Source organism: Mycetocola sp. Y719 (assembly GCF_056713205.1).
The window spans coordinates 331,949-356,102 of sequence record NZ_JBWYGY010000003.1 but is presented as its reverse complement, the minus strand read 5'-3'; the positions used below and the strand labels follow the sequence as shown (position 1 = coordinate 356,102).

The window sequence follows — 24,154 nt, the reverse complement described above, 5'->3', positions numbered from 1 at the left end:
CGGAGCCCTATGACTTCCCCGCTCATCCCCACCGTCGACGATCTCGCCGCGGATGCCGTCACGCACCACTACGAGGACATGATGGCCCCGCCGGGGCTCACCAACTTCCTCGGCACGGTGCGGGTCGACCACGACCTCACCGCGATCACCGCGGTCACGTTCCCTCCGGTGTCGCAGGGTCAGGCGGCCACGGCCGTGCTGTTCGTCGACGGCCGCGTGTTCGAGTCGTACGGGATCCCTGTCACGCACGAATGGCAGCCGGACCGTGTGGTGCGCTCCGCGACGGTGAACGAGCTGTTCATCGAGACCGTCACGGTCTGCGTGCCAGGCGAGACCGCTGTCGCCATCGATGTGCGCGTGACGAACACCTCGGCATCGGCGCGCACAGTGCCGTTGACCCTCGCCCTCAACGCGCGGGTGACGCGCACCGGGTCTTCGTGGCTCGACGCGGAATCGCCCGCGGCGCAGAACACCGTCTCGACGGGCGAAGACCGGCTGCTGTTCACCGACGATGCGGAGTCGGCGTGGAGCATCCAGGGTGTGGACATCCACGCTGACGTGCGTCTGAGCGGTGTCGCGCCTGCAGCGGCCGAGGAGTTCGAGCCGGGCATCGGCGGGGCCGGTCGCGGTGGCGAGATCGCCGTCGTGCTCGAGATCCCGGCGGGCCAGACCCGCCGGTTCGGCTACGTCAACGCCGTCGCCAGGTCGAGGAACGCAGCCGTCGACACCTTCGAGCGTGTGCTGGCGGATGTTCCGGAGGCCGTGGCATCGTCGGAGACCTTCTGGAACCGCCAGCTCGAGGCGGCGTTCACTCCGGGGAACAGCGAGTTCTCCGGGCACCTTCCGCTGCTCGAGACGTCGAACGACGCCCTGCGCAAGCTGTACTGGTGGGGCGCGCTCGGCGTGATCTGGTTCCGGCGTGAGTTCGCCGGCAACGTCCTCGGCCGCAGCTACGACACGCTGATGCCGAACTACTGGGCCGCGACGACGTTCATCTGGGACTTCAGCCTGAGCTCGATCAGCCACGCGCTGCTCGACCCGGCCCCGATGAAGAAGCAGCTGAACCACTGGATCGCGAGTGACATCCATTCGCATTTCGGCACCTCGTCGCTCACCGGCGGTCCTGTCGGTCGCTGGTACTCGGTCAACGACTACGCGATGACCCGCCTCGTGAACGACTACGTGCGCTTCACCGGCGACGCCGCGTTCCTCGACGAGACGCCGGCGGAGGCCGTCGGCGGCAGTGTCGCCGAGCACCTCCGCTCGTGGTCGACCGCGTGGGAGGACCTGTGCCAGGCGTCCGACCTGGCCGACTACGGCGAGATCGACAACCTGCTCGAGTGCGTGAGCTCGTACACTCACGAGGTGGCGAGCCTCAATGCCGCGAACGTCTGGAACATGCGCACAGCGGCGGACATCGCGGCTTCGCGTGGCGACGACAGCGGCGCCGCCGTGCTGCGCGCCAAGGCCGACACACTTCTCGGTTCGGTGCTCGACCTGTACCTCCCCGGCACCGGGCACTTCGCGGCAGGGCAGCCGGACGGCACCCGACTGCCGGTTCGGCACTGCTACGACTTCAACGTCGTCGGCACGACGATCGCCGCAGATCTGCCCGTCGAGACGCGGCAGGAGATGGTCGCGTTCTTCACCCGTGAGCTGCAGACGCCGTCATGGATGCGCGCCCTCTCGCCGTGGGACCCGGACGCCAGCTACAGCGTGCGCCCTGACCACCAGTGGAACGGCGCTTACCCGGCATGGCCGGCGGATGCCGCCCGCTCGCTGGTCGCGCTCGGTGCGCCAGGCGTGGCGCTCGACTGGCTGGAAGGGCTCGCCAGGTCGACCAACCAGGGGCCCACCGGCCAGGCGCACTTCGTCGAGGAGGCCCAGCCGCTCATCAACGGTGGTGCCCGCAAGGCGCCGCCGCAGCTGCCGTACATCACCGACTGGTCGTGCTCGTCGTCCGGAGCGTGGGTGGCGCTCGTCATCGAGTCGCTGTTCGGTGTGAACCCGGCGATCGACGGTGCTGTCACCGCTCAGGGTTGCGTCGCTGCTCTCGATCCCGACGCCGTGCTCCGCAACCTCGCGCTGCCCGGTCGGCTCGTCGACGTGCGCGCTGACGGCACGGTCATCGACACTGCCGCGGTCGACACAGGCGCGTGATCACCGTTCCACTTGACGGTGGCGGCCCGGTGGAGATCCGGGGCGCCATCGCAGTGGAGCGCACCGCCGACGGATGCCTTCCGCAGCGGTTGGGACGTGTGGCGCGCAGCCAGGTGCCCGACGACTTCATGCGGCAGACCTCGGCCGAGAGTGCGGGGATCAGGCTCGCATTCCGCAGCGCGGCATCCGTTCTCGAACTCGAGGTCACGGGGACGAAGATGGTGCCGGACGACAGCTCGCCCGTGCCGTCGAGCACGTACGAGCTCGTCGCCGATGGCGTCGTCGTGCAGGCTCGGGAGGCGTTGGCCGGGAGCCGGTACGTGTTCTCGTTCGAGGAGCCTGTCGCCCGGGTGGTGCCTGGTCCGCGAACGGTGGTGCGGTTCGACGGGCTGGCCGGCGGCGAGAAGGAGTTCGAACTCTGGCTGCCGTACACCGACGCCGTCGAACTGCACGCGTTGCGCGCGGATGCCGGGATCCTGCCGCCTGCGCCGGCGGCGGGCCTGCGCTGGCTTCATCACGGAAGCTCGATCAGCCATGGCTACCGGGCCGACACGACGCTGGGGACCTGGCCGGTCGTCGCTGCCCGGGCGGGCGGTGTCGAGCTGACGAGTCTCGCGTTCTCGGGCAGTGCGATGCTCGACCAGCTGACCGCGCGCACCATGCGCGATGCGCCTGCCGACCTGATCAGCCTCAAGATCGGAATCAACATCGTCAATGGGGATGTGATGCGGCTGCGGGCGATCCGGACCGCCGTGCATGGCTTCCTCGACACGATCCGCGACGGGCATCCGTCTGTGCCTGTGCTCGTCATCTCACCGATCTTCTGCGAGCCGGTCGAGGAGTGTGCGGGGCCCACGGTGCAGGATCCGACCCGGTCGTACGAGTGGAGCATCGCGGGAGGAACCCGCGACGACGTTGCCGCGGGCAAGTTGTCGCTCCAGGTGATTCGGGCGGAGCTCGCGGCGATCGTCGCGGCCCGAGCGGTGGCCGACCCCGCGCTTCACTACCTCGACGGGTTGTCGCTGTACGGCCCGGCCGATGCCACGCTGATGCCCCTGCCGGACAATTTGCACCCCGGGCCTGACGTGCAGCGACTCATCGGCGAGCGGTTCGCCGCCGGTGCCCTGCGTGCGCTTGTGCGTCAGGCGGCATCCTGAGCGCGAGTCGCCACGACCTGCTCGCGCCGCGGACGAGTTGCCACAATGTGCCGCTCGTGGGCGCCTTGGACGACATTTGGTGGCAACTCACGGCCAGCGCACGCGTCGATCAGTCCCGAAGGGCGGTTCGGGGAGTCGAGAGAGACCCTTTGGGACCGATCGAACAGCCTCACCTCACGCACTCAGCGCCCGCGTGCGCCCAGGGTCACCGCGCGACGCAGGCGCCTGACTCCACGGCATCCGTCAGCTCAGGAGCCTGCGCGATGACCGGCAGCACCTCTTCCATGGCGAGGGCGTAGCCGACGTTCTCGGTGCCGTCCGACTTGGCGAAGATGACCCCCGCGACAGCGCCGTCGACCGTGAGCAGCGGCCCGCCCGAGTTGCCCTGCTGCACGTCGGCGGCGAGAGTCGTGATCTCTCGCGGGACCGGGTTCGCGCCGTAGATGTCGCCCACAAGCGTCGGGCCGCTCGACAGGACCTGAGCGGCCTGCGCCGAGAACGGACCGCCGAACGGGTAGCCCATGAATGCGGCATCCGTCCCGCTCGAGAGCGTGGGGGAGACACCGAGCGGCGCAGCGTCGAGCCCGTCGACCGCGATCACCGCGAGGTCGTCGACGGGGTCGAAGTAAACGATGCGCCCTGACTTCGGCAGCTCACCAGGCACTTCGACGACGAGCTCGGACACACCGGCAAGTACGTGCGCGTTCGTGAGGATGCGGTCGTCGGCCGCCACGAATCCGCTTCCGACGCTTCCGGTTCCGCACGAGGGCGCGTTGCCGGTGATCCGCACGACGGAGCCGGCCGCAGCCGTCAGCGCGGGGGAGTCCAGCGCGACGTCGGGGATCGACGGTGCGGTCGACGGCACCCCGACTGCGTCGATGAGGCGCGGCAGCCCGTCGGTGAGGATCGTCGACCGCAACTGCGCCAGGAAGGATGCCACGGGGCGCGGCGTGAGGTCATCGAGAGTCCGCAGAACGTTCGACGACGCCATCGCCTGGGTGAGCACGGGGGCGCCGAGCGACTGCGCGCTGAAGGCGAGCAGGGAGAGAACGACGAGGGTCACGGCGACGTTGGCAACGGCCCCGAGCACCCGGTCCACCACCCGCAGCGGGGTGCGGTGCAACGGTTTGCTGAAAACGTTGCCGAGCGCGACCCCTGCGGTGTACCCGATCGAGACGAGCAGCACGGCGGCGAGCAGAGCGAGCGGCACCCGCCAGGCCGACAGTGCGGCGAAGGTGGAGATCAGCGGAAGCACGAAGAACGCCGCGATCGCACCGACGATCATGCCGACGACGCCACCGACGACCCGGAACAGCCCGCGCGTGTACCCGTACACGACCGCGAGGACGAGTGCGACGATGAGCACGACGTCGAGAACCAGCGCTGCTGTCACTGCTACCGTGCGCCTCCTCGATCGACGGCAGGGCTCTGCCGGACAGCCAGTCTAGATCGGGATCTGGGGAAATCCCCCGAGCGGCGGATGCCCGCATCACGGCATCCGCTTAGCGTGAGCACATGGGGACGAACGAAGACGATCGCACACCGGGCGGGGACGCCGGCGCGGATGATGCTGCCGAGCCGGGCGATCAAGCGTACGAGAAGCAGAGTCAGTTCATCGGTGTCGGAATCGCCCTGGGAGTGAGTATCGGCAGCGCGCTCAGCGTCGCCCTCGACAACTGGGCCTTCCTCGGTGCGGGCATTGCGATCGGCGTCGCGTTCGGTGTGGCGATGGGGCAGCGGAAGTCCTAGCCGGGTTCGGACGCGAGCGAGAACTCGTCTGAGCAGGAGCCCGACGACCCGCGCCCCTGATCAGCGCGAACCGTTGACGTTCGCGCTGCGCGAAGCGCAACGGCGACTTGCCCCGAAAGGTCGTTCGCGGATGCTGATGGCAACCATTCGGGGCAATTCGACGTCGGGACGCGCGTCGTCAGCGTTCGGAACCGGTGGCATCCGTTTCGGGAGACGAACTGGACGCGATGGCGTCGCTGTCGAGAGCATCGGTGAGTTGGGAGACCGTTGTGTCCTGGTTGTCCGTTCCAGGCTCGACCTCGCCGTGGGTGTTGCTGAACATGTGCTGGTCGTTCTCGGAGTCGTCCGACGACGTCTCGACATCAGCCTCGTCGACATCGAGGAACGCGGCATCCTGTTCGACCGGTTCGCCGGCGACCGCGTCGTTGGTCGCGGTCTCCTGTGCGAGGGCGGCCTCGTCCTTCGGGTCGCCGACACCCCAGACGCCACCCTCGGACGTGAGGCCGTCGGTGGCGGGGCTTTCGTCGTTGACGTTCTTGTCGCTCATTGTTCTCCAATCGTCGGAGCTTCACGGTAGGCAGTACCGGAAACAAGCGGCAAGGGGCTTGCGCGCCCTCAGGGTTTCGGGGTGGGAGTGACGGCGACGAGGTCGACGTCGCGAAGCACTCCGGCGTCTGCGGTCGCCGTCATCATCGTGCAGACGGGCTGGCGGCGGCGATCGGTCGGTGAGCCGGGGTTCAGGAGGCGGAGCCCGCGCGGCGTCGTCGTGTCCCAGGGGATGTGGCTGTGCCCGAAGACCAGCACGTCGGCATCCGGGAACTGTGCCTCACTCCGCGCCTCCCGCCCGCTCGCGGAGCCCGTCTCGTGAATCATCGCGAACCGGATGCCGTCGATCGTCACGTCGGCGATCTCAGGCAGGCGTGTCCGCAGCCCGTCGCCGTCGTTGTTGCCGTAGACGGCGATCAGCCGGGCGGCCCGCGACTCGAGCTCGTCGAGGAGGGACTCGGTCACCCAGTCTCCGGCGTGGAAGACCACGTCGGCCTCGTCAACGGCCTGCCAGACCTGGTCGGGCAGCGCCCGCGCCCGTTTTGGGACGTGGGTGTCTGCGAGAAGCAGCAGTCTTGTCGGCATGCTCGCATCCTTTCGCGGGTGCTGGGTGACGGGTGCTGGGTGCTGGGTGCTGGGTGCAGCGGAAAGCCCGGCGCCCCTGGTGTGGGGTGCCGGGCCTCGTGCCCTGCCGGGTCAGTCGGTGGAAGCCGGGGCGACCTGATCGAAGTCGTCACCTCCGGTGTACAACTCGCCCGTCGTCGCGTGGCGCTCGTCCAGGTGTTGCTCCTCAACTGCTTCGGCTTCAAGCGCGGAGCGGATGTCTCCGTCGGTGTCCGGTTTCTGGACCGGTGCATCGGCGACCGCGTCGTTGCTCGCGGTCAGGTGGGCGGTGGCGTCGACCGTGTCGGGGTCGCCCCCGGTCATCGCAGAATCGCTCAATTTTCTTCCTTCCTTCGGTCAGGGCCGTCCGGTCTGCATCGTGTGCAAGTCGGGAGCCGGCTCATATGTTCCTGGGGGGATCTGTGCGGTCGATCGTCGGCTCGCCCGCTGGGGGCGTTCCTCCGGTCGCCGGGTCGTAGCGGCGAAGGCGGGCGTGCTTGCCCGAGTGTTCGCCTGTGTGTGCTCCGTCGTCTGCAGGGGGCGCGTCGCCGAGCGGTTGCTCGCTCAGTCGGAAGTCGCGGGGCTCGTGGGCGTCGTGACGCGTGGCGTCAGTCTCGCGCGTGCCGTCGGCATCCGTCGCCGTGCCCGCGGTAGGAACCGGAGTCACGGTCTCGCCGTTCGGGCCGAACTGGTACTCGCGTTCCGGGTACTCGTCCGGCCGTGCTGTTCCGCCGTCGGTGTCGACGTCCGACAGGCCGTAGTAGCGGTAGAGCGCCTCCTCGTTGTGCGGGGAGAGCGCCTCGTCTGCATCGATCCGCGGTGCCTCTTTGAGCGTCTCCCGGTCGATGTCGACGTTGACCTTCTCGCCGTCCCACGTGGCGTTCGCCAGCGGGACGAAGGTCTCCTTGTGGCCGAACAGCCCGGTCTTCACCGTCACCCAGTTCGGCGCACCGGTCGACGAATCGAGGAACACCTGCCCGACGGTGCCGAGTTTCTCGTTGTCCCTGCCGACCACCGGGGCGCCCTGAAGACCGCCGATATCGCGTGAATCAAGCATTCTTTCTCCTCATTCTGAAACGGATGCCGTGGGCTCAGCGGCCGAGACCGGCGCGGTCGACTCGACGGTGGAACCGCATGCCGGCGATGCCGCCGAGGATCGCTCCGCCGAGGCTGACGAGTGCGGCCAGGATGGCGGTGATGATCCCCTCGACGGAGAGGTCGTCGGTGCTTGTCGGGATGCGCGGGAACGTGTTGAGGTCGGCGAGGATGTTGTTGCCGATGATTAGGCCGAGGATCGCGGCGACGACGGCGATGACGACGGCCCAGATCCAGACGGCGAGCCCCTGCTTGGCGCCGCTGAAGCGGGCCATCCGGCCGGCGACGTATCCGCCGGCGTAGTAGGCGACGAAGAGGATCACGAGGACGATGATCGCGTAGACGAGGACTCCGCCGAACGGAGTGCTCACCGTCTGGTCGACCGCTTCCTCGACGCCTCCGGTCACCGCGGTCGCGATGCCGGCGGCGAGGGCGCTCAGCAGGACGACGAGGCCGGTGGCAGCGAGCCAGCCGAAGAAGGCCGAACCGAACTTGATGCCGCCGAACTGCTCCTTCTGCCGCTCGGTGACCTCTTCACGATAGGAGGCCTGTGGTTCTGCGGGGACCGCTCCATGGGCTTCTGGCCCTGAGGAGTATGCCTGGGTGCGTGCATCCGGGTCGCTGTGGTCTGAAGTGCTCAAGGTGTTGTCCTTTCACGGTGAGATACCAGTCAAGGCGGGCGGTGTCGCCCGGTGCAAGGGGGTTGCGCTCGGCTGCGGAGACGAGGGACCCTGCGGCGTCAGGCGCGCGGGGGAGCGGTCGAGTCGCCGGGCTCGAACGCGCACATCACCAGGGCCTGGCGGTCGTGGTCGTTCTTTCCCTCGAGCTGGTCGATGAGCAGTTCCACTCCTCGGCGCCCGAGTTCGATGCTCGGAGCACTCATCACAGTGAGCTCCGGGTCGCTCATCGCCGCCATCTCCTTCGACGACGCGATCAGCACGATCGACAGGTCGTCGGGCACCGAGACGCCGAGCCGGTTGAGGCCGTTGACGAGGCCAGGAGCCGCGTGCTCGTTCATCACGACGAGCGCCGTCATGTCTGGTGCCGCCTCCACAAGACCTGCGGCAGCATCCCGCCCGGCCCCTGGATTCTCGTCGCACGAGGTGAGGAACGCGGTCAGCCCGCGCTGCGCCATGATCGCTTCGAACGCCGCACGGGTGCGCACGACGGGACCGTACCCGCGGAGGGCGCCGCTGCCGACGCCGCCGTCGAGCAGCCCGATCGAGGTGTGCCCGAGGTCGACGAAGTGCTGGATGGCCGCGGCGACCGTGTTCTCGAAGTCGATGTCGACGAAGTCCAGTGCTGACGGATCGGCGGTGCGGCCGATGAGAGCGAACGGTGTGCCCGACTTCTGCAGCTGTTCGACCCGGGGGTCCTCGACCTGCACCTCCATCAGGAGCACACCGTCGACGAGCCCGGTCGAGGTGAGCTCGTCGAGTTCGGCGTCGTTGCCCGCCGGCCAGAGCACGAGGTTGTAGCCCTGTTCGCTGGCTGTGCTCGCCGCGCTCGTGAAGAAATCGACGACGGTTCCGCGGAACCGGTGCTGGAGAGCGGGGTAGAGCAGGGCGAGGATGTGCGTGCGTTTGCTGGCCAGCGCACGGCCGACCGCATTGCGACGGAAGCCCAGCTCGAGCATGGCCGCTTCGACCTTGGCTCGGGTGCCGGGGGAGACGGGCTTGGTGTTGTTCACGGTGAAGGAGACGGTCGCGAGCGACACGTTCGCCAATCTGGCGACGTCCTGCATGGTGGCCACGGCGCCCCTTTCGATCCATTCTGCGCTCGCCGCCGCGCGGTGAGGTGAGTGTGCGTCGAAGTCTCTCACAGAAGACACACACTTCCGCACCATTCCGGGCGACAACAGTAAAGCGCTTAACTTTTTTCTTGACAAGCCCGCGGATGGGGCACAGACTCGGTGGAACAGCCTCACGGTTAAGCGCTTTACCGGCACACAGACGTACCGACCTGGCAAGGGAGCCACACATGAAGAAACGCACACTGACCACCCTGCTGGCCATCGCGGCCATCACTCCGCTCGCGCTCACGGCGTGCGCCGGAGGTGGCGGAAGCACGTCGAGCGGAGATCCTGACACCCTCACGATCCTCGACTACTACAACAACGAGCCGGACAAGACTCTGGTCCAGGCGGCGCTCGACAAGTGCGCTGAAGAACTCGACGTGAAGATCAAACGCGAGACCGTCCCGGGCAAAGACCTCATCCAGAAGGTGCTGCAGCGCTCCTCGTCGAAGACGCTGCCCGACGTGCTCATGCTCGACAACCCCGACCTGCAGGAGATCGCCGCGACCGGCGGACTCGCCCCGCTCAGCGACTACGACGTCGACACCTCCGGTTTCGCCGACGGCATCCTCGAAGCGGCCACATACGAGGACGAGGTCTACGGACTCGCCCCGACCGTGAACACGCTCGGCCTGTTCTACAACGAAACCCTCCTCGCCGAAGCGGGCATCGAGCCGCCCACGACCTGGGACGAGCTGAAGACCGCGGCGGCCGCACTCACCACCGGCGACCAGTACGGCCTCGCCTTCTCCGGCATCGCCACCTACGAGGGCAGCTGGCAGTTCCTGCCGTTCATGTGGACCAACGGCGGCGATGAGACCGACCTCACCACCCCGGAGGTCGCAGAAGCACTGCAGCTCTGGGTCGACCTCGTCGAAAGCGGCTCCGCGTCGAAGAGCGTCATCAACTGGTCGCAGGCAGACGTCAAGGACCAGTTCGTCGCAGGCAAGGCAGCCATGATGATCAACGGACCGTGGCAGATCCCCGGCCTGGCCGAGACGCCCGACGTGAAGTGGGGCACCGTCCAGGTCCCCGTCAACGACGAGAGCCAGACCCCGATCGCCCCGCTGGGTGGCGAAGTCTGGACCGTCCCGGTGACCGGTGACGACGAGAAGCAGGCGAAAGCGGCATCCTTCGTCGAGTGCATCTCGAGCGACGACAACCAGCTCGAACTCGCCACCGAACGGTTCACGGTCCCGACGAAGACGGAACTGGCCGGCGAGTACGTGGCCGCAGTCCCCACGATGGAAGCCTTCACCGAGCAGGTCGCCAACGCCCGCTCGCGCACAGGAAAGCTCGGCGAGGAATGGCCTGAGGCCGCGACCGTGATCTACACGGCGATCCAGCTCGCGCTGACCGGTCAGGCGTCTGCAGAGGATGCCTTCAAGCAGGCCTCAGCAGGATAATCCACCTCTCCAGAGCAGGGTGTTCCGACGTGAACGCCGAAAGGTTCCACACATGACAACGACACGTCTCACCAGCGAGCCGGCTCCGGCCGCCTCCGAGGGCGCGCCTCGTCGGGGCACCCTGCCACGCCGCTCACTGAAACGGCAGTTCTCGAAAGAGAACATCACGAAGATCCTCTTCGTGGTTCCCGCCGGGCTCTACATCCTGCTGTTCTTCGGCTACCCGGTCGTCAAGAACGTCGTGATGAGCCTGCAGGACTACACGACGAAGACCTTCTTCACCGGGGAAGCGCCCTGGGTCGGACTGCAGAACTACGTGACAGTGGTCACGAGCAACCTGTTCGGCCCTGCGCTCCTCAACACGGCGCTGTTCACGATCGGGTCGATTCTCGGCCAGTTCGTGATCGGCCTGGCGCTCGCGGCCTTCTTCAAGCGCCGGTTCCCTCTGAACAACTTCCTCCGCGCCATGCTGCTGCTGCCCTGGCTACTCCCGCTCATCGTGGCGAGCGCCACCTGGCGATCCATCCTCGACCAGGACAGCGGCATCCTGAATCGCTTCCTCGGCACCTTCGGGATCGAAGCCATCCCGTGGCTGACCAGCCCGGCCGTCGCCCTGACCGCCGTCATCATCGTCAACATCTGGGTCGGCATCCCGTTCAACGTGACCATCCTCTACGGCGGTCTGCAGGACATCCCCGACGAGCTCTACGAGGCCGGAGCGCTCGACGGTGCGACCGGCTGGAAGGCCTTCTGGCACATCACCTGGCCGAACCTGCGCCCGGTCGTGAGCGTCGTGCTTCTGCTCGGCGTGGTCTACACGCTCAAGGTGCTCGACATCATCCTCGGCCTGACGAACGGCGGGCCGGCGAATGCGACGCAGACCCTCGCCATCCGTTCGTACCAGGAATCATTCGTGAACTTCGAGTTCGGAGTCGGTGCTGCGTTCAGCAACATCCTCATCCTCATCTCGCTGCTGTTCGCCATCATCTACCTCCGCGCCAACCGGCGCCAGGTCGACGAGTAAGGGGCCCGACATGACCATCGCACCCGTCGTTCTTCCCGTCCACACCAGAACCCAACGTCGGCGGAAAGAGAACAGCCGCTCAGCCGGATACACCGCCCTCGGCATCGTGTTCCTCGCGATCATGCTGTTCCCGGTCTACTGGATGATCAACGCATCCCTCCAACCATCGGGCAACACGCTCACCGCGGACATCTTCCCCTTCAACCCCAGCTTCGCCGGGTACGAGAAGGCCATCGCCGACCAGGGCCAGAACCTGGTCACGAGCCTCGTCATCTCGCTCGGCACCGTGGTGCTCAGCCTGGCGATCGCCGCTCCGGCCGCCTATGCGCTCGCCCAGTTCAGGTTCCGCTGGATCAACATCGCCCTGCTCGCGATCATCATCTCGCAGATGATCCCCGGCATCGTCATCGCCAACGCCCTGTACGCCGCATACAACGACATCGGCCTGCTCAACTCGATCCCCGGCCTGATTCTCGCGGATGCCTCGCACGCGATCCCGTTCGCGATCCTGATCCTGCGGGCGTTCATGATCGGCATCCCGCCATCGATCGTCGAGGCCGCCAGGGTCGACGGCGCCGGCCTCGTGCGGGCGTTCGTGTCGATCGTCGTGCCGATCAGCCGCAACTCGCTCATCACCGCAGGGCTGTTCGCGTTCCTCTTCTCGTGGAGCGACTTCCTCTTCGCGCTCACCCTCACCACCACCGAGGAAGTGCGCCCGGTGACGCTCGGCATCTACCAGTACCTCGGGACCCAGGTCGCGAACTGGAGCGCGGTGATGGCCACGGCCGTGCTGTCGTCGATCCCGGCCATCGTGCTGCTCGTCCTGGCCCAGAAATACATCGCCGCCGGCGCCACCGGTGGTGCAGTGAAGTAGGCCCGCTTGTTTTCGCCGCCCTGCGGCATCCGTCTGTCAGATCTCCATCGTTAGGAACACCATGTCGAACACCACTGCACACTCCAACGGCAGCCGCCCGCTGCGCGTCGTCGTCTGGGGCGAGAACCGCCACGAACAGCAGGAACCCGAAGTCGCGGAGATCTACCCCGACGGGATGCACAACACCATCCGCGAGGGGATCGAGGAGAACCTCGGTTCGCGCGCATCGGTGACCACGGTCACCCTCGACGACCCGGAACACGGACTCACCGAGGACGTGCTCGTCAACACGGACGTCCTCGTCTGGTGGGGGCACGCAGCGCACTCCGAGGTCTCGGACGAGGTCGTCGAGCGGGTGCACCGCCACGTACTCGCCGGAATGGGCCTGCTCGTGCTGCACTCCGGGCACTGGTCGAAGATCTTCGGCAAGCTCATGGGCACCTCGTGCACCCTGCGCTGGCGCTCGGATCAGGACCGTGAACTCGTCTGGACCGTCGACCCGACGCACCCGATCGCGCAGGGCGTGCCGCATCCGTTCATCATTCCTCAGCAGGAGATGTACGGGGAGTTCTTCGACGTACCCGCCCCAGACGAGCTCGTCTTCCTGTCGACGTTCTCCGGTGGAGAGGTGTTCCGCAGCGGAATGACCTACAAGCGTGGCTTCGGCAAGATCTTCTTCTTCAGCCCCGGCGACCAGGACTACCCGGTCTACCACCAGAAAGAAGTCCGTCGCGTCATCGCGAACGGCGTCGAGTGGGCACTCACCGTGCGCCCCGAGCGCACCGACCCTGTTCTGCTCCGTTACGAGACCGAGGACTTCTACAACGGCATCGACTACCGGACGGCGACAGCGAAGTGAGTTTTTCCTTTCCTGTTCTCGACGGCACCGAGCCGATCCGTGTCGTCCAGGTCGGGGCAGGCGGCATGGGTCGCAACTGGATCCGGCTGCTCGCCTCCTCTCCCTCGGTTGAGCTCGTCGGGCTGGTCGACCTCAACGTCGACGCCGCGCACGGTGCACTCGCCGAGTTCGGGCTCACAGGTGTGGTCGTCGGGACGAGCGTCGCCCAGGTGGCCGCGGCATCCGGTGCCCAGGCCGTCATCAACGTGACGATCCCGGCCGCACACCACCCGGTCAACGTCGAGGCGTTGTTCGCCGGGCTGCCGGTGCTGTGCGAGAAGCCCGTTGCGCCGACAGTGGCGCAGGGGCTGTCGCTCGCTGCCGCCGCCGAGGTGAGCGGACAGCTGCTGATGATCAGCCAGTCCCGCCGTTACTACCGCACGCTCGCCGCGTTCAAGGCGGAGGTCGCGTCGCTCGGCGATGTCGGCGTCGTCACGACCGAGTTCTTCAAAGCACCGCACTTCGGTGGGTTCCGCGAGGAGATGGACCACGTCCTCCTTGTCGACATGGCCATCCACCAGTTCGACGCCGTTCGTTACCTCCTCGACCGCGACCCGGTGTCCGTGTACTGCGAGGAGTTCAACCCGAGCTGGAGCTGGTACTCCGGGGATGCCGCGGCCACTGCCGTGTTCGAATTCGACGGAGGTGCCCGCTTCGTCTACACCGGCAGCTGGTGCGCCGACGGGCTCGAGACGTCGTGGAACGGGTCCTGGCGGGTCAACGCCGCCGGCGGTTCGTCCCGGTGGGATGGCGAGGGCGATCCCGTGACCGAGCGGGTGGCGTCTGCTGCTCCTTCCGGGACGGATGCTGTCCCGCCCGCCGGCCCGGAGGCATCCGCTGAGGAGATCGGCGGCGCGCTCGCCGAATTCGTCTCCGCGCTGCGGACAGGCACCGTACCGTCGGGCGAGGTGCACTCGAACGTCTACAGCCTGGCCATGGTGGAGGCGGCCGTGCAATCGTCGTCCACCGGGGCGAAGGTGCAGATCGCAGACGTGCTCGATGCGGCGTACGCCGAGGCGCTCGCCGCCGAGCGTCGCCCGGATGTCCGCGCTGCGCTCGAGGCGTGGGGCGCCCCGCTGGGGGCTGACCCGCTGCTGGTCGAGTAGCCCGCGTATCGAGTCCATCGAACGCGCAACAGGAGATTGCACGATTGACAGGATGCTTTCCGGAGTTTTCTCCTGATATCCGTGCGATCTCCTGTTTTGCGAACACCCGACAGACGACGCCCGCACGCCCCGCGGCCATCTAAGTTAGGGATGTGAGGAAACGACCCAGCGTCCTGCTGCCACTGGCGGTGGGTATCGTCGCGCTGCTGGGCTTCGGCTGGCTCTGGATCGTGCTCGAACCGGGCATGGCATCGCCGACCTCGACGATCATCTGGCTGATCTCCGAACTCGTCTTCGCCCTGGCCCTCGCCGTCCCGGCCGTCTGCCTCTTCTTCGTCATCCGGGCGATGCACATCCGCAGGGCCCAGGCACGCGAAGCGGTGGGCCCAGACGGCATCGGTGTCGCCAAGGCCCGCGACCTCCTCTGGTCGCTGTCGCACGGCTTGCTTCCGCAGACGGCCTCGCCAGGGGACATCCCCACGGATGCCACCGAGCTCGTGTTCGTCTCCGACCCGCTGCAGGTCGCTCTCCACTCGATTCCGGCGCCGAGCATGCGACGGCTTGTGCATGCGGCACGAACCCGGGGTGCCGCAGCGCCCAGCCCCCGCAGCGGCTGGGCCGCGGCGACGTGGGCCGATGTCGCCGCCACCGATCGGCGCATCCTCATCCGTCTGCCTGACGGGCTGCTCGACATCCCGTACTCCGACATCACCGAGGTGCACCTCGCTCGCGGACAGGTCGTGCTCCGCGTCCGCGACCGCGCCCCGGTGTTGTTCGCCGGTGATGCTGCCGAGTCCGTCGCCGTCCTGGCCGTGTGGGGGAGTGTCGGTGAGTCAGCGCTGCGTCGTCACCCCGCGCTCGCCGAGTTGCGCACCTGAGTCTCCCGACAGGAGAAATGCGCCGCGGCGCACACTCGACAGGAGGGATCGCTCTCTCCTGAGGTCGGCCTCCTGTCGAGCGTTCGCCGAGCCCGCCGGACGGCACGTGCGTGGTTGGATGGAACCATGGATTCCACGCCTGACCCGGTCGCCTACATCGACGACTTCGCCCGCTTCATCTCGGCCAGCCCGTCCTCGTACCACGCCGCAGCTGAGGTCGCCAGGCGCCTCGACGCCGCCGGATACAGCCCGCTCACCGAGTCGAAGGACTGGCCAGCCGGCCCTGGCAAGCGCTATGTGGTGCGCGACGGCGCGATCATCGCGTGGAACCAGCCCGCGGCATCCGGACCGACGACACCGTTCCGCATCCTCGGTGCCCACACCGACTCGCCCGGTTTCAAGCTCAAGCCGAAGCCGACGATCGGGTCGCACGGCTGGCTGCAGGCCGGCGTCGAGATCTACGGCGGCCCTCTGCTGAACTCGTGGCTCGACCGCGAGCTCGAACTCGCCGGCCGCCTCGTCACGCGCGACGGCCGCGAGTACCTCGTTCGCACGGGGCCGTTCATGCGGATCCCGCAGCTCGCCATCCACCTGGACCGCGACGCGAACAACGGCCTCACCCTTGACCGGCAGCGCCACACCGCCCCGGTCTTCGGCGTCGGCGATGCGAGCCAGGCCGACCTCGTCGGCCATCTCGCGTCTCTGGCCGGTATCGACGCCTGGGACGTCGCCGGGTACGACATCCTCACCGCCGATACTCAACCGCCCGCGCGATTCGGCCTCGACAACGACCTGTTCGCCGCCGGTCGCATGGACAACCTCACCTCCGTCTACGCCGGCCTCGTCGCGTTGCTCGACGCCCCCGACTCCCGTCACATCAGCGTGCTGGCCGCGTTCGATCATGAGGAGCTCGGGTCGGAGTCACGGTCGGGCGCGTCCGGTCCGTTCCTCGACGATGTCCTCACGCGGATCGGTGCCGGCCTCGGAGCATCCGTCACCGAGAGACTGCGGGCCTACTCCGAATCGTGGTGCCTCTCCGCGGACGCGGGCCATTCGGTGCACCCGAACTACGCCGAGAAGCACGACCCGGCGAACCAGCCGGTCGCGGGGTCAGGGCCGCTCGTGAAGATCAACGGCAATCAGCGCTACGCGACGGATGCCGTCGGCGCGGCCCTCTGGGAACGCGCGTGCGCTTCGGCCGACGTCCCGTACCAGGAGTTCGTGTCGAACAACACGGTGCCCTGCGGGTCGACGATCGGACCGCTGACGGCGACCCGCATCGGCATCCGCGTCGTGGACGTGGGCGTACCCCTGCTGTCGATGCACTCCGCGCGTGAACTCGCGCACGTGGACGACCTCGTCGGACTCTCGGCGGCGGTCGGGGCGTTCTTCGCCGGGGTGTGAGCACCGTTCAACATCGGGACGGCGGGTGAAACCGGCGTTTTCCTCCTGTTCGGCGTGCGCGGAGGCCGTTCGCTCCTGTTGAGCGAACGGGGCGGGCAGCGTCAGCCGGCGCGAGCGAGCAGCTTCGCCTCGAGCTCTGCCCGATCGGCCAGGAACCAGACGTGCCCGGCACGGTTCGACTCCCACACGAAGTCGCGGAGCGCACCGCTCGCCTCGACGTATGCGGAGATGTCACCGAGCACGACGAGCCTGAGTCGGTAGTTCACGATCTTCTGGGTGATCTCACCGGCGAGACCTGAGCTGAGGCGGAAGAACGCCGGATCCAGGCGAGAAACCGGCACAGCGATGACGGTCGCTTCGCTGCCCCAGGCGTCGCCGATGAGGTCGTTGGCCTGATCGGGGCGGGCGATGAGCGGCCCGTCCTCATCGAGGTACTGGACTCGGGTATCCGCGATGTCGAGAATCTCCATGGGCACAGGGTATCGAGTGGGAGTCCCCGGGTCGAGGCAGCGCTGACGCCCAGCCGCTGTGCCTAGGCTGGCGTCATGACCACCGAGCAGAGCACAGCAGGCAGCTACGTCGAACCGGGCGAGGAGTACACCCGTGACACGAACTACATCGAGGACCGCATCACCCGCGACGGTCGTGACGGCTGGCCCGTCGAAACCGGCCGGTACCGGCTCGTCGCCGCAAGGGCCTGCCCCTGGGCGAACCGAACGGTGATCGTCCGCCGCCTGCTCGGACTCGAAGGGGTGATCTCGCTCGGCATGCCCGGCCCGACGCACGACGCCCGCAGCTGGACCTTCGACCTCGACCCTGACGGACTCGATCCCGTCCTCGGGATCCACTGGCTGCAGGATGCCTACTTCCGACGCTTCGCTGACTACCCGCGCGGCATCACCGTCCCTGCCGTCGTCGAGGTGGCATCCGGGAAGGTCGTCACCAACAACTACCCGCAGATCACCCTCGATTTCGAGACCGAATGGACCGAGTTCCACCGCGACGGCGCCCCCGATCTGTACCCGGAGCACCTGCGCGCAGAGATCGACGAGGTGAACGACGTCGTGTTCCGCGACGTGAACAACGGTGTCTACCGTGCCGGGTTCGCCGGGTCGCAGGAGGCATACGAGAAGGCGTACACGCGCCTGTTCGACCGGCTCGACTGGCTCGAGGAGCGGCTCACCACCCAGCGCTACCTCGTCGGCGACACCATCACCGAGGCAGACATCCGCCTCTTCACGACCCTCGCCAGGTTCGACGCCGTCTACCACGGGCATTTCAAGTGCAACCGCAACAAGCTCGCCGAGATGCCCGTGCTCTGGGCGTACGCGCGCGACCTGTTCCAGACGCCCGGTTTCGGAGACACCATCGACTTCGAGCAGATCAAGCAGCACTACTACGTCGTCCACTCCGACATCAACCCGACCGGTATCGTCCCTTCGGGGCCGGATGCCTCCGGCTGGCTCACCGCGCACGGTCGCGAGGCGCTCGGTGGGCGCGCCTTCGGCGACGGAACCCCGCCGGGCCCGCCCGTCGACGGCGAGCGGGTTCCTGCAGGGCACGGCGCCTAGCGCCGGCCCCGCGCACGCACTCACGAGTTCCGGACGCACTCACCTGGCGCACCGGGTGAGTACGTCCGGAACAGGTGAGTAGACGAGCGGAACAAGCAGAGGGTTGCTCATATAAGTGCGCGCTGATACATTGTGTGCATGGACACTCCACTCGGCACTCTTCATCAGACCACTGATCGCCAGATCCCCGCGGTGGACCGAACCGTCGGATCCCGGGTCGTCGGCGGCGAGGACGCTCGCATCGTCACCCTGACCCAGACCTACCCCAGCCCTCGCGCCGAGGTCTGGAACGCCATCACGACGGGCGACCGCATCGCCCGCTGGCTCATGCCGATCTCGGGTGACCTGAAGGTCGGCGGCCGATACCAGCTCGAGGGCAACGCCGGAGGTGAGGTGCTCAGCTGCGCCGAACCCGACGCCCTCGAGGTCACCTGGGAGTACGGCGGCGACGTCAGCTGGGTCACCGCAACCCTCACGGGCGACGACGAATCGACGACACTCCTGATCGAGCACGTCGCCCACGTCGGTGACGAGGACTGGAAGGAATACGGCCCAGGCGCTGTCGGCATCGGCTGGGACTCGATGCTCCTCGGCCTCGCCCTCCACCTCGAGTCGGGTGTGAGCCTCGACCCCATGGAGGCGGCAGCCTGGAGCGCGTCGGCAGACGGCATCCGGTTCATGACCAGGAGCGGCCTGGCCTGGCGCGACGCGAACATCGAGGCCGGAGAGAGCGAAGCGGATGCCTCGGCGGCCGCAGAACGGTGCATCGTCGCGTACACGGGGGCGGGCGCCGGCCCCGACGCGTAGTGCACGCCCTCGACATCCTCGGGGATCCGGTGAGGCGCCGGATCCTCGAACTCCTCGCCGCCGGTGAACTGTCGGCCGGAGCGATCGTCGAAGCGATCGCGAAGGAGTTCGGGATCAGCCAGCCCGCGGTCTCGCAGCACCTCAAAGTGCTCAGGGAGAGCGGGTTCGCGAGCGTGCGCGTCGACGGCCGGCGTCGGATCTACGCGGTCGAGCCGGAACCGCTCAGGGCAGCGGACGAATGGTTCGACACGTTCCGCGGGTTCTGGACCCAGCGGCTCGACGCTCTCGGTACCGAACTGGCCAGGGGACGCCATCGGCCCTGACGGATGCCGAGCAGGTCAGCTGAGTGGACGCAACCAGGTCAGGGTCGACCCGCCACCCTCGACGAGTGGGCCGAGCTTGCTGTTGAAGATCGCGGAGTGCTCCGAGGCGAGGTGCGCGTCGAACGCCTCGCGGTCTGTGTACACCTCGTACACGAAGAACACGTCGGGGTCGTCGGTCTTGCGGTGGGCGTCGAAGACGATATTGCCCGGCTCGGTGCGGACGGCGTCGACCAGGTCGGCAAGCAGCGCGGCAACGGCTTCGGCCTGTGCGGGGAGCGCGGTGAACTCGGCGTACAGGGTCGGACGTTCGATGATGAGGGTCACAGCCCCGAGAATACCGGCACGCTCCGACGATGACGCCGGGACGCGCGCGGGATCAGGCCTGTGCGGGCTGAAGCGCGCCTTCGATGACCGCGACGATCTCGGGGGCATCCGGAACCGTCGTCGGGCGGAAGCGGTGCACCTCGTCGTCCGGCGTGATGACGAACTTCTCGAAGTTCCACTTGACCTTGCCGGCCTTGCCTGCGGCATCCGGAGTCTTCGTCAGCTCGACGTAGAGCGGGTGCGCGTTCCTGCCGTTCACCTTCGTCTTCTCGAACAGCGGGAACGTGACGCCGTGGTTGATCCGGCAGGTCTCCTCGATCGCGTCACCCTCGCCCGGCTCCTGGAAGAACTGGTTGCTCGGGAAGCCGAGAACGATGAAACCGCGGTCGCGGTACTTCTGGTACATCGCCTCGAGCGTGTCGTATTGTGGCGCGAGCCCGCATTTGGAGGCGACGTTGACGACGATCACGACCTTGTCCTTGTGCTCGGCCAGCGTCGTGGTCGAACCGGAGATCGTGGTCAGGGGAATGTCGCGAATGCTCATAGCCAGACACTAATGACGGATGCTGCAAGTTGGCTGACTGCATTTATGCAGTCTCTGCATTATTGGACTTGATCGGCCGGGCGGGCGGCATCAGGCAGGAACCGGTAGCCCATCCCGGATTCGGTGAGCAGGTACCGGGGTCTGGTCGGGTCCGGTTCCAGCTTCTTGCGTAGCTGAGCGATGTAGAGGCGGAGGTACCCGGTGTCGCTGACGTGCGTGCTGCCCCAGATCTCGGCGAGGATCGTCTGACGGGTGACGAGCTTGCCGGCGTTGCGCACGAGCATCTCGAGTACCGCCCACTCGGTGGGTGTCAGACGCACAAGGGTCGACCCGCCGTCGGTCGCCCGCGTCACACTCTTCGCGACGAGATCCACTGTGACGTCGGCGAAGGTGACGAGGGGTTCGTCGTCCGTCGAGGTGACCCGCCGGGTGAGCGCGCGGATCCGGGCGAGGAGCTCGTCGATCGAGAAGGGCTTGGTGACGTAGTCGTCTGCGCCGGCGTCGAGTGCCTCGACCTTGTCTGTGGCGGTGCTCCGGCCGGAGACGACGAGGATCGGTGCCGTCGTCCAGCCGCGGAGTCCTTCGATCACCTGGATGCCGTCGAGTTCAGGCATCCCGAGATCGAGGAGATAGAGGTCCGGGTGGTGCGCGATCGCCGCGTTGATCGCTTCGGTGCCCGTCGTCGCCGTGATGATCTCGTAGCCGCGAGCGCCGAGCGTGACCCGGAGGGCGCGCAGGATCTGGGGGTCGTCGTCGGCGACGAGGATCTTCATGAGCTGCCGTTCATTGTTCGAGTGTCGAAGAGGGGCAGTGAGACCACCATGGTGAGTCCGCCGCCCGGGGTGTCTTCCAGGTCGAGGATGCCGCCCATCCCCTCGGTGAATCCCTTGGAGAGCGCGAGACCCAGGCCGAGTCCCGTGGAGTTGTCGGTGTCGCCGAGACGCTGGAACGGCACGAAGACTTCGTCTCGCCGGTCGGCTGGGATCCCCGGACCGTGGTCGACGACGCGGATCTCGGCCGTGCGGCCGAAACTGCTTGTCGACACCCGCACCCGTGTGCCGTCCCGTGAGTAGCGATGGGCGTTGGCGAGCAGGTTCACGACGACCCGCTGCAGCAGCCCGGGGTCGGCGAGGACGGGAGGAAGGTCCTGGCTGAGGTCCAGTTCGACCTCGTGCGGACCGAAGCCGAGCTCGTCGAGTGCCGGGAGGATCACGTCATCGACGTCGACCTCGATGAGTGAGACGGCGAGGGCGCCGGCCTGCAACCTGCTGACGTCGAGCAGGCTCGTGACGAGGAACGACAGGGTGCCGAGGCTCTCTTCGGCCGTCGCGAGGAGCTCTTCGCGATCCGCTTCGGACCACGACACCTCGGCTGTGCGCAGCCCGCTGACCGCAGCCGTTGCCGCCGCGAGCGGACGGCGGAGGTCATGGCTCACTGCGGACAGCAGCGCACTGCGCACCCTGTCGGATTCGGCCAGAGGGCCGACCTCCCTGGCGGTTTCGCTGAGTGCGCTGTGCTCGAGGGCGGCGTCGATCTGCGTGGTGATCACTGCAAGCAGGCGCCCCTCGTCGGCGTTGATGTCCGGTCCGTAGAGTTCGAGAACGGCCCGATCGCCGACTGTGACAGTGGTGTGGGCGTCGTCAGGGGTCGGTTCGCCGTCGCTGGCGAGTACCCGTCCGTCGGAGACCAGTCGCACACCGGTGAGCCGGAAGGCTTCGCGCGTGCGGCTCACAAGCGCCTGGAGGGCATCCTCACCGCGGAGCACGCTCCCGGCGACGGTGGCCAGGAGCTCGGATTCGGCGGCAGCGCGCTTCGCCGTTCGTGACCGTCGGGCGGCCTGGTCGACCACATAGCTGACGAGCATGGCGTTGAGCACATAGAGGGTGAGCGCGAGCAGGTGGAGCGGTTCATCGACGGTGACGGTGAAGAGCGGGTCGACGAAGAAGAAGTCGAGGGTGAGGCCGGAGAGAACGGCGGCGAAGAGCGCAGGCCAGATCCCGCCGAGCAGCGCGACGACGATGACGAGCAGTTGGTAGCTGAGCACGTCACTCGTGATGGACTCCTCGTTGCGCGTCGAAACGAGAAGCCAGGTGAGCAGCGGCCCGCCGACGAGGGCGAGGGCGAAACCGGCGATCCGGCGCCGGATCGAGAGCGCACCGGCGAACCGCGGCAGCGCGATCCGGTTGCCTGCTGCGGCGTGGTTGACCACGTGGACGTCGATGTCACCGGACTCGCGGATGATCGTCGCGCCGATGCCTGGGCCGGTCAGCGCGGCCATCGCCCTGCTGCGCCTCGAGACGCCGATCACCAGCTGGGAGGCGTTGTTCGCCCGCGCGAACTCGACGAGGGCATGGGGGATGTCGTCTCCGACGACCTGGTGGAACGTCCCGCCGAGTTGCTCGACGAGGGCGCGCTGGCGCACGAGGGCCTCGGGGTGGGACGACCGCAGGCCGTCCTGGCTCGTGATGTGGACGGCGATGAGGTCGCCGCCCGCGCTTCTGGCCGCGATCCGTGCTCCGCGGCGGAGCAGCGTCTCGCCCTCAGGGCCGCCCGTGAGTGTGACGACGACCCGTTCGCGGGCCTCCCACTTGCTGTCGATACCCTTCTCGGCCCGGTAGTTCTTCAGCGCGCTGTCTACTTCGTCGGCGAGCCAGAGCAGGGCGAGCTCGCGGAGCGCGGTGAGGTTGCCGAGCCGGAAGTAGTTCGACAGTGCGGCGTCGATGCGTTCGGCAGGGTAGACATTGCCCTGGGCCAGTCGATCGCGGAGCGCTTGCGGCGCGAGGTCGACGACTTCGATCTGGTCCGCTGACCGCAGGATGCCGTCGGGGATCGTCTCACGCTGGGGGACCCCGGTGATCTGCTGCACGACGTCGTTGAGAGATTCGATGTGCTGGATGTTCACGGTCGACATGACGTCGATCCCCGCGTCGAGGAGTGTGCGGACGTCCTGCCACCGTTTGTCGTGCAACGAACCAGGCGCATTGGAGTGGGCGAGCTCGTCGACGAGGGCGAGGTCCGGCTTGCGGGCCAGGATGGCATCCAGATCCATCTCGTCGAGGTCGATGCCTCGGTGCGACACGACGCGACGCTGGACGATCTCGAGCCCTGCTGTCATCGCCTTGGTTGCCGCGCGCCCGTGGGTCTCGACCACCCCGACGACGACATCCTTTCCCTCGCCCGTGAGTCGCCTGCCCTCCTCGAGCATGGTGAAGGTCTTGCCGACGCCGGGCGCGGCCCCGAGAAGCACCCTCAGCGTTCCCCGCTTCATGGTTAGCCTTTCAGCTGGTCAAGGGCCTCGTTGAGCTGGAGGACGTTCACCGTCGGCTCGCCCAGGTAACCGAGGTCTCGTCCCTGAATTCTAGACTCGACCAGGTCGTGCACCGTGGCCACGGGCAGCCCGCGCTCGGCCGCGATCCGGTCGACCTGCAGCTCGGCATATGCCGGGCTGATGTGCGGGTCGAGACCCGAAGCGGATGCCGTCAGCGCGTCAACGGGGACGTCCGCCGGGTCGACCCCTTCGAATGCCGCGATGGCCGAGCGCCGGTCGGTGATGGCGGCGATCAGGTCGGGGTTCTCCGGGCCCCAGTTCGATCCGCTCGACGCTCCCGCGTCGTATCCGGCGCCGGCCGCTGATGGCCGTGGCTGGAACCATTGAGGAAGGGGAGCGCCGTCGGCGTCGCTGAACGACTGCCCGATCAGGGCCGAGCCCACGACCCTGCCGTCATTGGCCACAGCGGAGCCGTTAGCCTGCCAGGGCAGAGCGAATTGGCCTGCGGCAGTGACACCGATCGGGTAGAGGATGCCGAGGGCTGCAGTGAGGACGAGCATGGCGCGGAGGGCCACCCAGTGATGGCGGAGGCCTGTGCGTGTGGAGGTCATTGCCGGTTCTT

The 24,154-nt window shown here is 67.5% G+C and carries 26 protein-coding genes; 13 read left to right on the top strand and 13 right to left on the bottom strand.

Features of this window, described 5'->3' with window-relative positions; translation table 11 throughout:
* Positions 1-9 precede the first annotated feature (9 nt).
* Positions 10-2,160 (top strand): hypothetical protein, encoded by a 2,151-nt coding sequence (locus tag AC1M0F_RS13620; protein WP_480238791.1) that lies wholly within the window; start codon positions 10-12, stop codon positions 2,158-2,160.
* Entirely contained in the window at positions 2,157-3,317 is a 1,161-nt protein-coding gene (locus tag AC1M0F_RS13615; RefSeq protein WP_480238790.1) for an SGNH/GDSL hydrolase family protein, read from the top strand. The genes AC1M0F_RS13620 and AC1M0F_RS13615 overlap by 4 nt, the downstream gene beginning before the upstream one ends.
* A gap of 205 nt (positions 3,318-3,522) precedes the next feature.
* Here AC1M0F_RS13615 and AC1M0F_RS13610 read toward each other — a convergent pair whose 3' ends face one another.
* Positions 3,523-4,710 (bottom strand): MarP family serine protease, encoded by a 1,188-nt coding sequence (locus AC1M0F_RS13610; protein WP_480238789.1) that lies wholly within the window; start codon positions 4,708-4,710, stop codon positions 3,523-3,525.
* Between the two features lie 122 nt (positions 4,711-4,832).
* Here AC1M0F_RS13610 and AC1M0F_RS13605 point away from each other — a divergent pair, with 122 nt between their 5' ends.
* Positions 4,833-5,066 carry a glycine zipper domain-containing protein gene (locus AC1M0F_RS13605; protein WP_480238788.1) on the top strand — a complete coding sequence of 78 codons (234 nt, stop codon included), beginning with the start codon at positions 4,833-4,835 and terminating at the stop codon, positions 5,064-5,066.
* 178 nt (positions 5,067-5,244) lie between these two features.
* On the opposite strand, the gene AC1M0F_RS13600 is transcribed toward AC1M0F_RS13605, so the two are convergent.
* The 6 genes from AC1M0F_RS13600 to AC1M0F_RS13575 all read right to left on the bottom strand — a co-directional run bounded on the left by AC1M0F_RS13600 (position 5,245) and on the right by AC1M0F_RS13575 (position 9,054).
* Positions 5,245-5,613, bottom strand: a complete 369-nt coding sequence (locus AC1M0F_RS13600) for a hypothetical protein (protein WP_480238787.1) — start codon at positions 5,611-5,613, stop codon at positions 5,245-5,247.
* A 68-nt stretch (positions 5,614-5,681) separates the two neighbouring features.
* The gene (locus AC1M0F_RS13595) at positions 5,682-6,197 is read right to left on the bottom strand and encodes a metallophosphoesterase family protein (RefSeq protein WP_480238786.1); all 516 of its coding nucleotides are present in this window, start codon (positions 6,195-6,197) and stop codon (positions 5,682-5,684) included.
* Between the two features lie 111 nt (positions 6,198-6,308).
* Positions 6,309-6,554: a hypothetical protein gene (locus AC1M0F_RS13590; protein ID WP_480238785.1), complete on the bottom strand. Its 246-nt coding sequence runs from the start codon at positions 6,552-6,554 to the stop codon at positions 6,309-6,311.
* Between the two features lie 61 nt (positions 6,555-6,615).
* On the bottom strand, positions 6,616-7,272 hold the full coding sequence (locus AC1M0F_RS13585; protein ID WP_480238784.1) for a PRC-barrel domain-containing protein: 657 nt from the start codon (positions 7,270-7,272) through the stop codon (positions 6,616-6,618).
* A 34-nt stretch (positions 7,273-7,306) separates the two neighbouring features.
* Positions 7,307-7,951, bottom strand: coding sequence for a hypothetical protein (locus tag AC1M0F_RS13580; RefSeq protein ID WP_480238783.1), 645 nt, complete (start codon positions 7,949-7,951; stop codon positions 7,307-7,309).
* A gap of 98 nt (positions 7,952-8,049) precedes the next feature.
* Positions 8,050-9,054, bottom strand: coding sequence for a LacI family DNA-binding transcriptional regulator (locus tag AC1M0F_RS13575; RefSeq protein ID WP_480238956.1), 1,005 nt, complete (start codon positions 9,052-9,054; stop codon positions 8,050-8,052).
* Positions 9,055-9,290: 236 nt separating this feature from the next.
* Between AC1M0F_RS13575 and AC1M0F_RS13570 the strand changes: the two genes are divergently transcribed.
* The 7 genes from AC1M0F_RS13570 to AC1M0F_RS13540 all read left to right on the top strand — a co-directional run bounded on the left by AC1M0F_RS13570 (position 9,291) and on the right by AC1M0F_RS13540 (position 16,695).
* A complete protein-coding gene (locus tag AC1M0F_RS13570; RefSeq protein WP_480238782.1) occupies positions 9,291-10,511 on the top strand; it encodes a sugar ABC transporter substrate-binding protein in 1,221 nt (406 codons plus the stop codon).
* Positions 10,512-10,563: 52 nt separating this feature from the next.
* Positions 10,564-11,535 (top strand): carbohydrate ABC transporter permease, encoded by a 972-nt coding sequence (locus AC1M0F_RS13565; protein ID WP_480238781.1) that lies wholly within the window; start codon positions 10,564-10,566, stop codon positions 11,533-11,535.
* Between the two features lie 121 nt (positions 11,536-11,656).
* Positions 11,657-12,409 carry a carbohydrate ABC transporter permease gene (locus tag AC1M0F_RS13560; RefSeq protein ID WP_480238955.1) on the top strand — a complete coding sequence of 251 codons (753 nt, stop codon included), beginning with the start codon at positions 11,657-11,659 and terminating at the stop codon, positions 12,407-12,409.
* A gap of 61 nt (positions 12,410-12,470) precedes the next feature.
* Positions 12,471-13,268 (top strand): ThuA domain-containing protein, encoded by a 798-nt coding sequence (locus tag AC1M0F_RS13555; RefSeq protein ID WP_480238780.1) that lies wholly within the window; start codon positions 12,471-12,473, stop codon positions 13,266-13,268.
* A complete protein-coding gene (locus tag AC1M0F_RS13550) occupies positions 13,265-14,413 on the top strand; it encodes a Gfo/Idh/MocA family protein (protein WP_480238779.1) in 1,149 nt (382 codons plus the stop codon). The genes AC1M0F_RS13555 and AC1M0F_RS13550 overlap by 4 nt, the downstream gene beginning before the upstream one ends.
* A gap of 152 nt (positions 14,414-14,565) precedes the next feature.
* A complete protein-coding gene (locus tag AC1M0F_RS13545) occupies positions 14,566-15,291 on the top strand; it encodes a hypothetical protein (protein ID WP_480238778.1) in 726 nt (241 codons plus the stop codon).
* Positions 15,292-15,417: 126 nt separating this feature from the next.
* On the top strand, positions 15,418-16,695 hold the full coding sequence (locus tag AC1M0F_RS13540) for a M18 family aminopeptidase (protein WP_480238777.1): 1,278 nt from the start codon (positions 15,418-15,420) through the stop codon (positions 16,693-16,695).
* 101 nt (positions 16,696-16,796) lie between these two features.
* On the opposite strand, the gene AC1M0F_RS13535 is transcribed toward AC1M0F_RS13540, so the two are convergent.
* On the bottom strand, positions 16,797-17,165 hold the full coding sequence (locus AC1M0F_RS13535) for a DUF4180 domain-containing protein (protein ID WP_480238776.1): 369 nt from the start codon (positions 17,163-17,165) through the stop codon (positions 16,797-16,799).
* Between the two features lie 75 nt (positions 17,166-17,240).
* Here AC1M0F_RS13535 and AC1M0F_RS13530 point away from each other — a divergent pair, with 75 nt between their 5' ends.
* The 3 genes from AC1M0F_RS13530 (at position 17,241) to AC1M0F_RS13520 (ending at position 19,396) form a co-directional block, all read left to right on the top strand.
* Positions 17,241-18,266 carry a glutathione S-transferase family protein gene (locus AC1M0F_RS13530; protein ID WP_480238775.1) on the top strand — a complete coding sequence of 342 codons (1,026 nt, stop codon included), beginning with the start codon at positions 17,241-17,243 and terminating at the stop codon, positions 18,264-18,266.
* Between the two features lie 138 nt (positions 18,267-18,404).
* Positions 18,405-19,073 carry an SRPBCC family protein gene (locus AC1M0F_RS13525; RefSeq protein ID WP_480238774.1) on the top strand — a complete coding sequence of 223 codons (669 nt, stop codon included), beginning with the start codon at positions 18,405-18,407 and terminating at the stop codon, positions 19,071-19,073.
* Positions 19,073-19,396, top strand: a complete 324-nt coding sequence (locus tag AC1M0F_RS13520; protein WP_480238773.1) for an ArsR/SmtB family transcription factor — start codon at positions 19,073-19,075, stop codon at positions 19,394-19,396. Before AC1M0F_RS13525 ends, AC1M0F_RS13520 begins: the two co-directional genes overlap by 1 nt.
* A gap of 15 nt (positions 19,397-19,411) precedes the next feature.
* Here AC1M0F_RS13520 and AC1M0F_RS13515 read toward each other — a convergent pair whose 3' ends face one another.
* Genes AC1M0F_RS13515 through kdpC form a run of 5 tightly spaced genes read right to left on the bottom strand, consistent with a single transcriptional unit; the run spans position 19,412 to position 24,143 of the window.
* Positions 19,412-19,720: a putative quinol monooxygenase gene (locus tag AC1M0F_RS13515; protein ID WP_480238772.1), complete on the bottom strand. Its 309-nt coding sequence runs from the start codon at positions 19,718-19,720 to the stop codon at positions 19,412-19,414.
* Positions 19,721-19,772: 52 nt separating this feature from the next.
* Entirely contained in the window at positions 19,773-20,264 is a 492-nt protein-coding gene (locus AC1M0F_RS13510; protein WP_480238771.1) for a glutathione peroxidase, read from the bottom strand.
* Between the two features lie 59 nt (positions 20,265-20,323).
* Positions 20,324-21,037: a response regulator gene (locus tag AC1M0F_RS13505; protein WP_480238770.1), complete on the bottom strand. Its 714-nt coding sequence runs from the start codon at positions 21,035-21,037 to the stop codon at positions 20,324-20,326.
* Complete coding sequence (locus AC1M0F_RS13500) at positions 21,034-23,532, bottom strand: DUF4118 domain-containing protein (RefSeq protein ID WP_480238769.1); 2,499 nt, start codon at positions 23,530-23,532, stop codon at positions 21,034-21,036. Before AC1M0F_RS13500 ends, AC1M0F_RS13505 begins: the two co-directional genes overlap by 4 nt.
* Positions 23,533-23,534: 2 nt before the next feature.
* A complete protein-coding gene (kdpC, locus tag AC1M0F_RS13495; RefSeq protein WP_480238768.1) occupies positions 23,535-24,143 on the bottom strand; it encodes a potassium-transporting ATPase subunit KdpC in 609 nt (202 codons plus the stop codon).
* Positions 24,144-24,154: the final 11 nt, after the last annotated feature.

Bases quoted from the DNA above. Each gene is read 5' to 3' on its own strand.
- AC1M0F_RS13505 (WP_480238770.1), bottom strand. From the start codon at position 21,037: ATGAAGATCCTCGTCGCCGACGACGACCCCCAGATCCTGCGCGCCCTC.
- kdpC (WP_480238768.1), bottom strand. From the start codon at position 24,143: ATGACCTCCACACGCACAGGCCTCCGCCATCACTGGGTGGCCCTCCGC.
- AC1M0F_RS13510 (WP_480238771.1), bottom strand. From the start codon at position 20,264: ATGAGCATTCGCGACATTCCCCTGACCACGATCTCCGGTTCGACCACG.
- AC1M0F_RS13535 (WP_480238776.1), bottom strand. From the start codon at position 17,165: ATGGAGATTCTCGACATCGCGGATACCCGAGTCCAGTACCTCGATGAG.
- AC1M0F_RS13565 (WP_480238781.1), top strand. From the start codon at position 10,564: ATGACAACGACACGTCTCACCAGCGAGCCGGCTCCGGCCGCCTCCGAG.
- AC1M0F_RS13570 (WP_480238782.1), top strand. From the start codon at position 9,291: ATGAAGAAACGCACACTGACCACCCTGCTGGCCATCGCGGCCATCACT.
- AC1M0F_RS13560 (WP_480238955.1), top strand. From the start codon at position 11,657: ATGCTGTTCCCGGTCTACTGGATGATCAACGCATCCCTCCAACCATCG.
- AC1M0F_RS13500 (WP_480238769.1), bottom strand. From the start codon at position 23,532: ATGAAGCGGGGAACGCTGAGGGTGCTTCTCGGGGCCGCGCCCGGCGTC.
- AC1M0F_RS13525 (WP_480238774.1), top strand. From the start codon at position 18,405: ATGGACACTCCACTCGGCACTCTTCATCAGACCACTGATCGCCAGATC.
- AC1M0F_RS13540 (WP_480238777.1), top strand. From the start codon at position 15,418: ATGGATTCCACGCCTGACCCGGTCGCCTACATCGACGACTTCGCCCGC.
- AC1M0F_RS13605 (WP_480238788.1), top strand. From the start codon at position 4,833: ATGGGGACGAACGAAGACGATCGCACACCGGGCGGGGACGCCGGCGCG.
- AC1M0F_RS13595 (WP_480238786.1), bottom strand. From the start codon at position 6,197: ATGCCGACAAGACTGCTGCTTCTCGCAGACACCCACGTCCCAAAACGG.
- AC1M0F_RS13555 (WP_480238780.1), top strand. From the start codon at position 12,471: ATGTCGAACACCACTGCACACTCCAACGGCAGCCGCCCGCTGCGCGTC.
- AC1M0F_RS13600 (WP_480238787.1), bottom strand. From the start codon at position 5,613: ATGAGCGACAAGAACGTCAACGACGAAAGCCCCGCCACCGACGGCCTC.
- AC1M0F_RS13575 (WP_480238956.1), bottom strand. From the start codon at position 9,054: ATGCAGGACGTCGCCAGATTGGCGAACGTGTCGCTCGCGACCGTCTCC.
- AC1M0F_RS13530 (WP_480238775.1), top strand. From the start codon at position 17,241: ATGACCACCGAGCAGAGCACAGCAGGCAGCTACGTCGAACCGGGCGAG.
- AC1M0F_RS13620 (WP_480238791.1), top strand. From the start codon at position 10: ATGACTTCCCCGCTCATCCCCACCGTCGACGATCTCGCCGCGGATGCC.
- AC1M0F_RS13585 (WP_480238784.1), bottom strand. From the start codon at position 7,272: ATGCTTGATTCACGCGATATCGGCGGTCTTCAGGGCGCCCCGGTGGTC.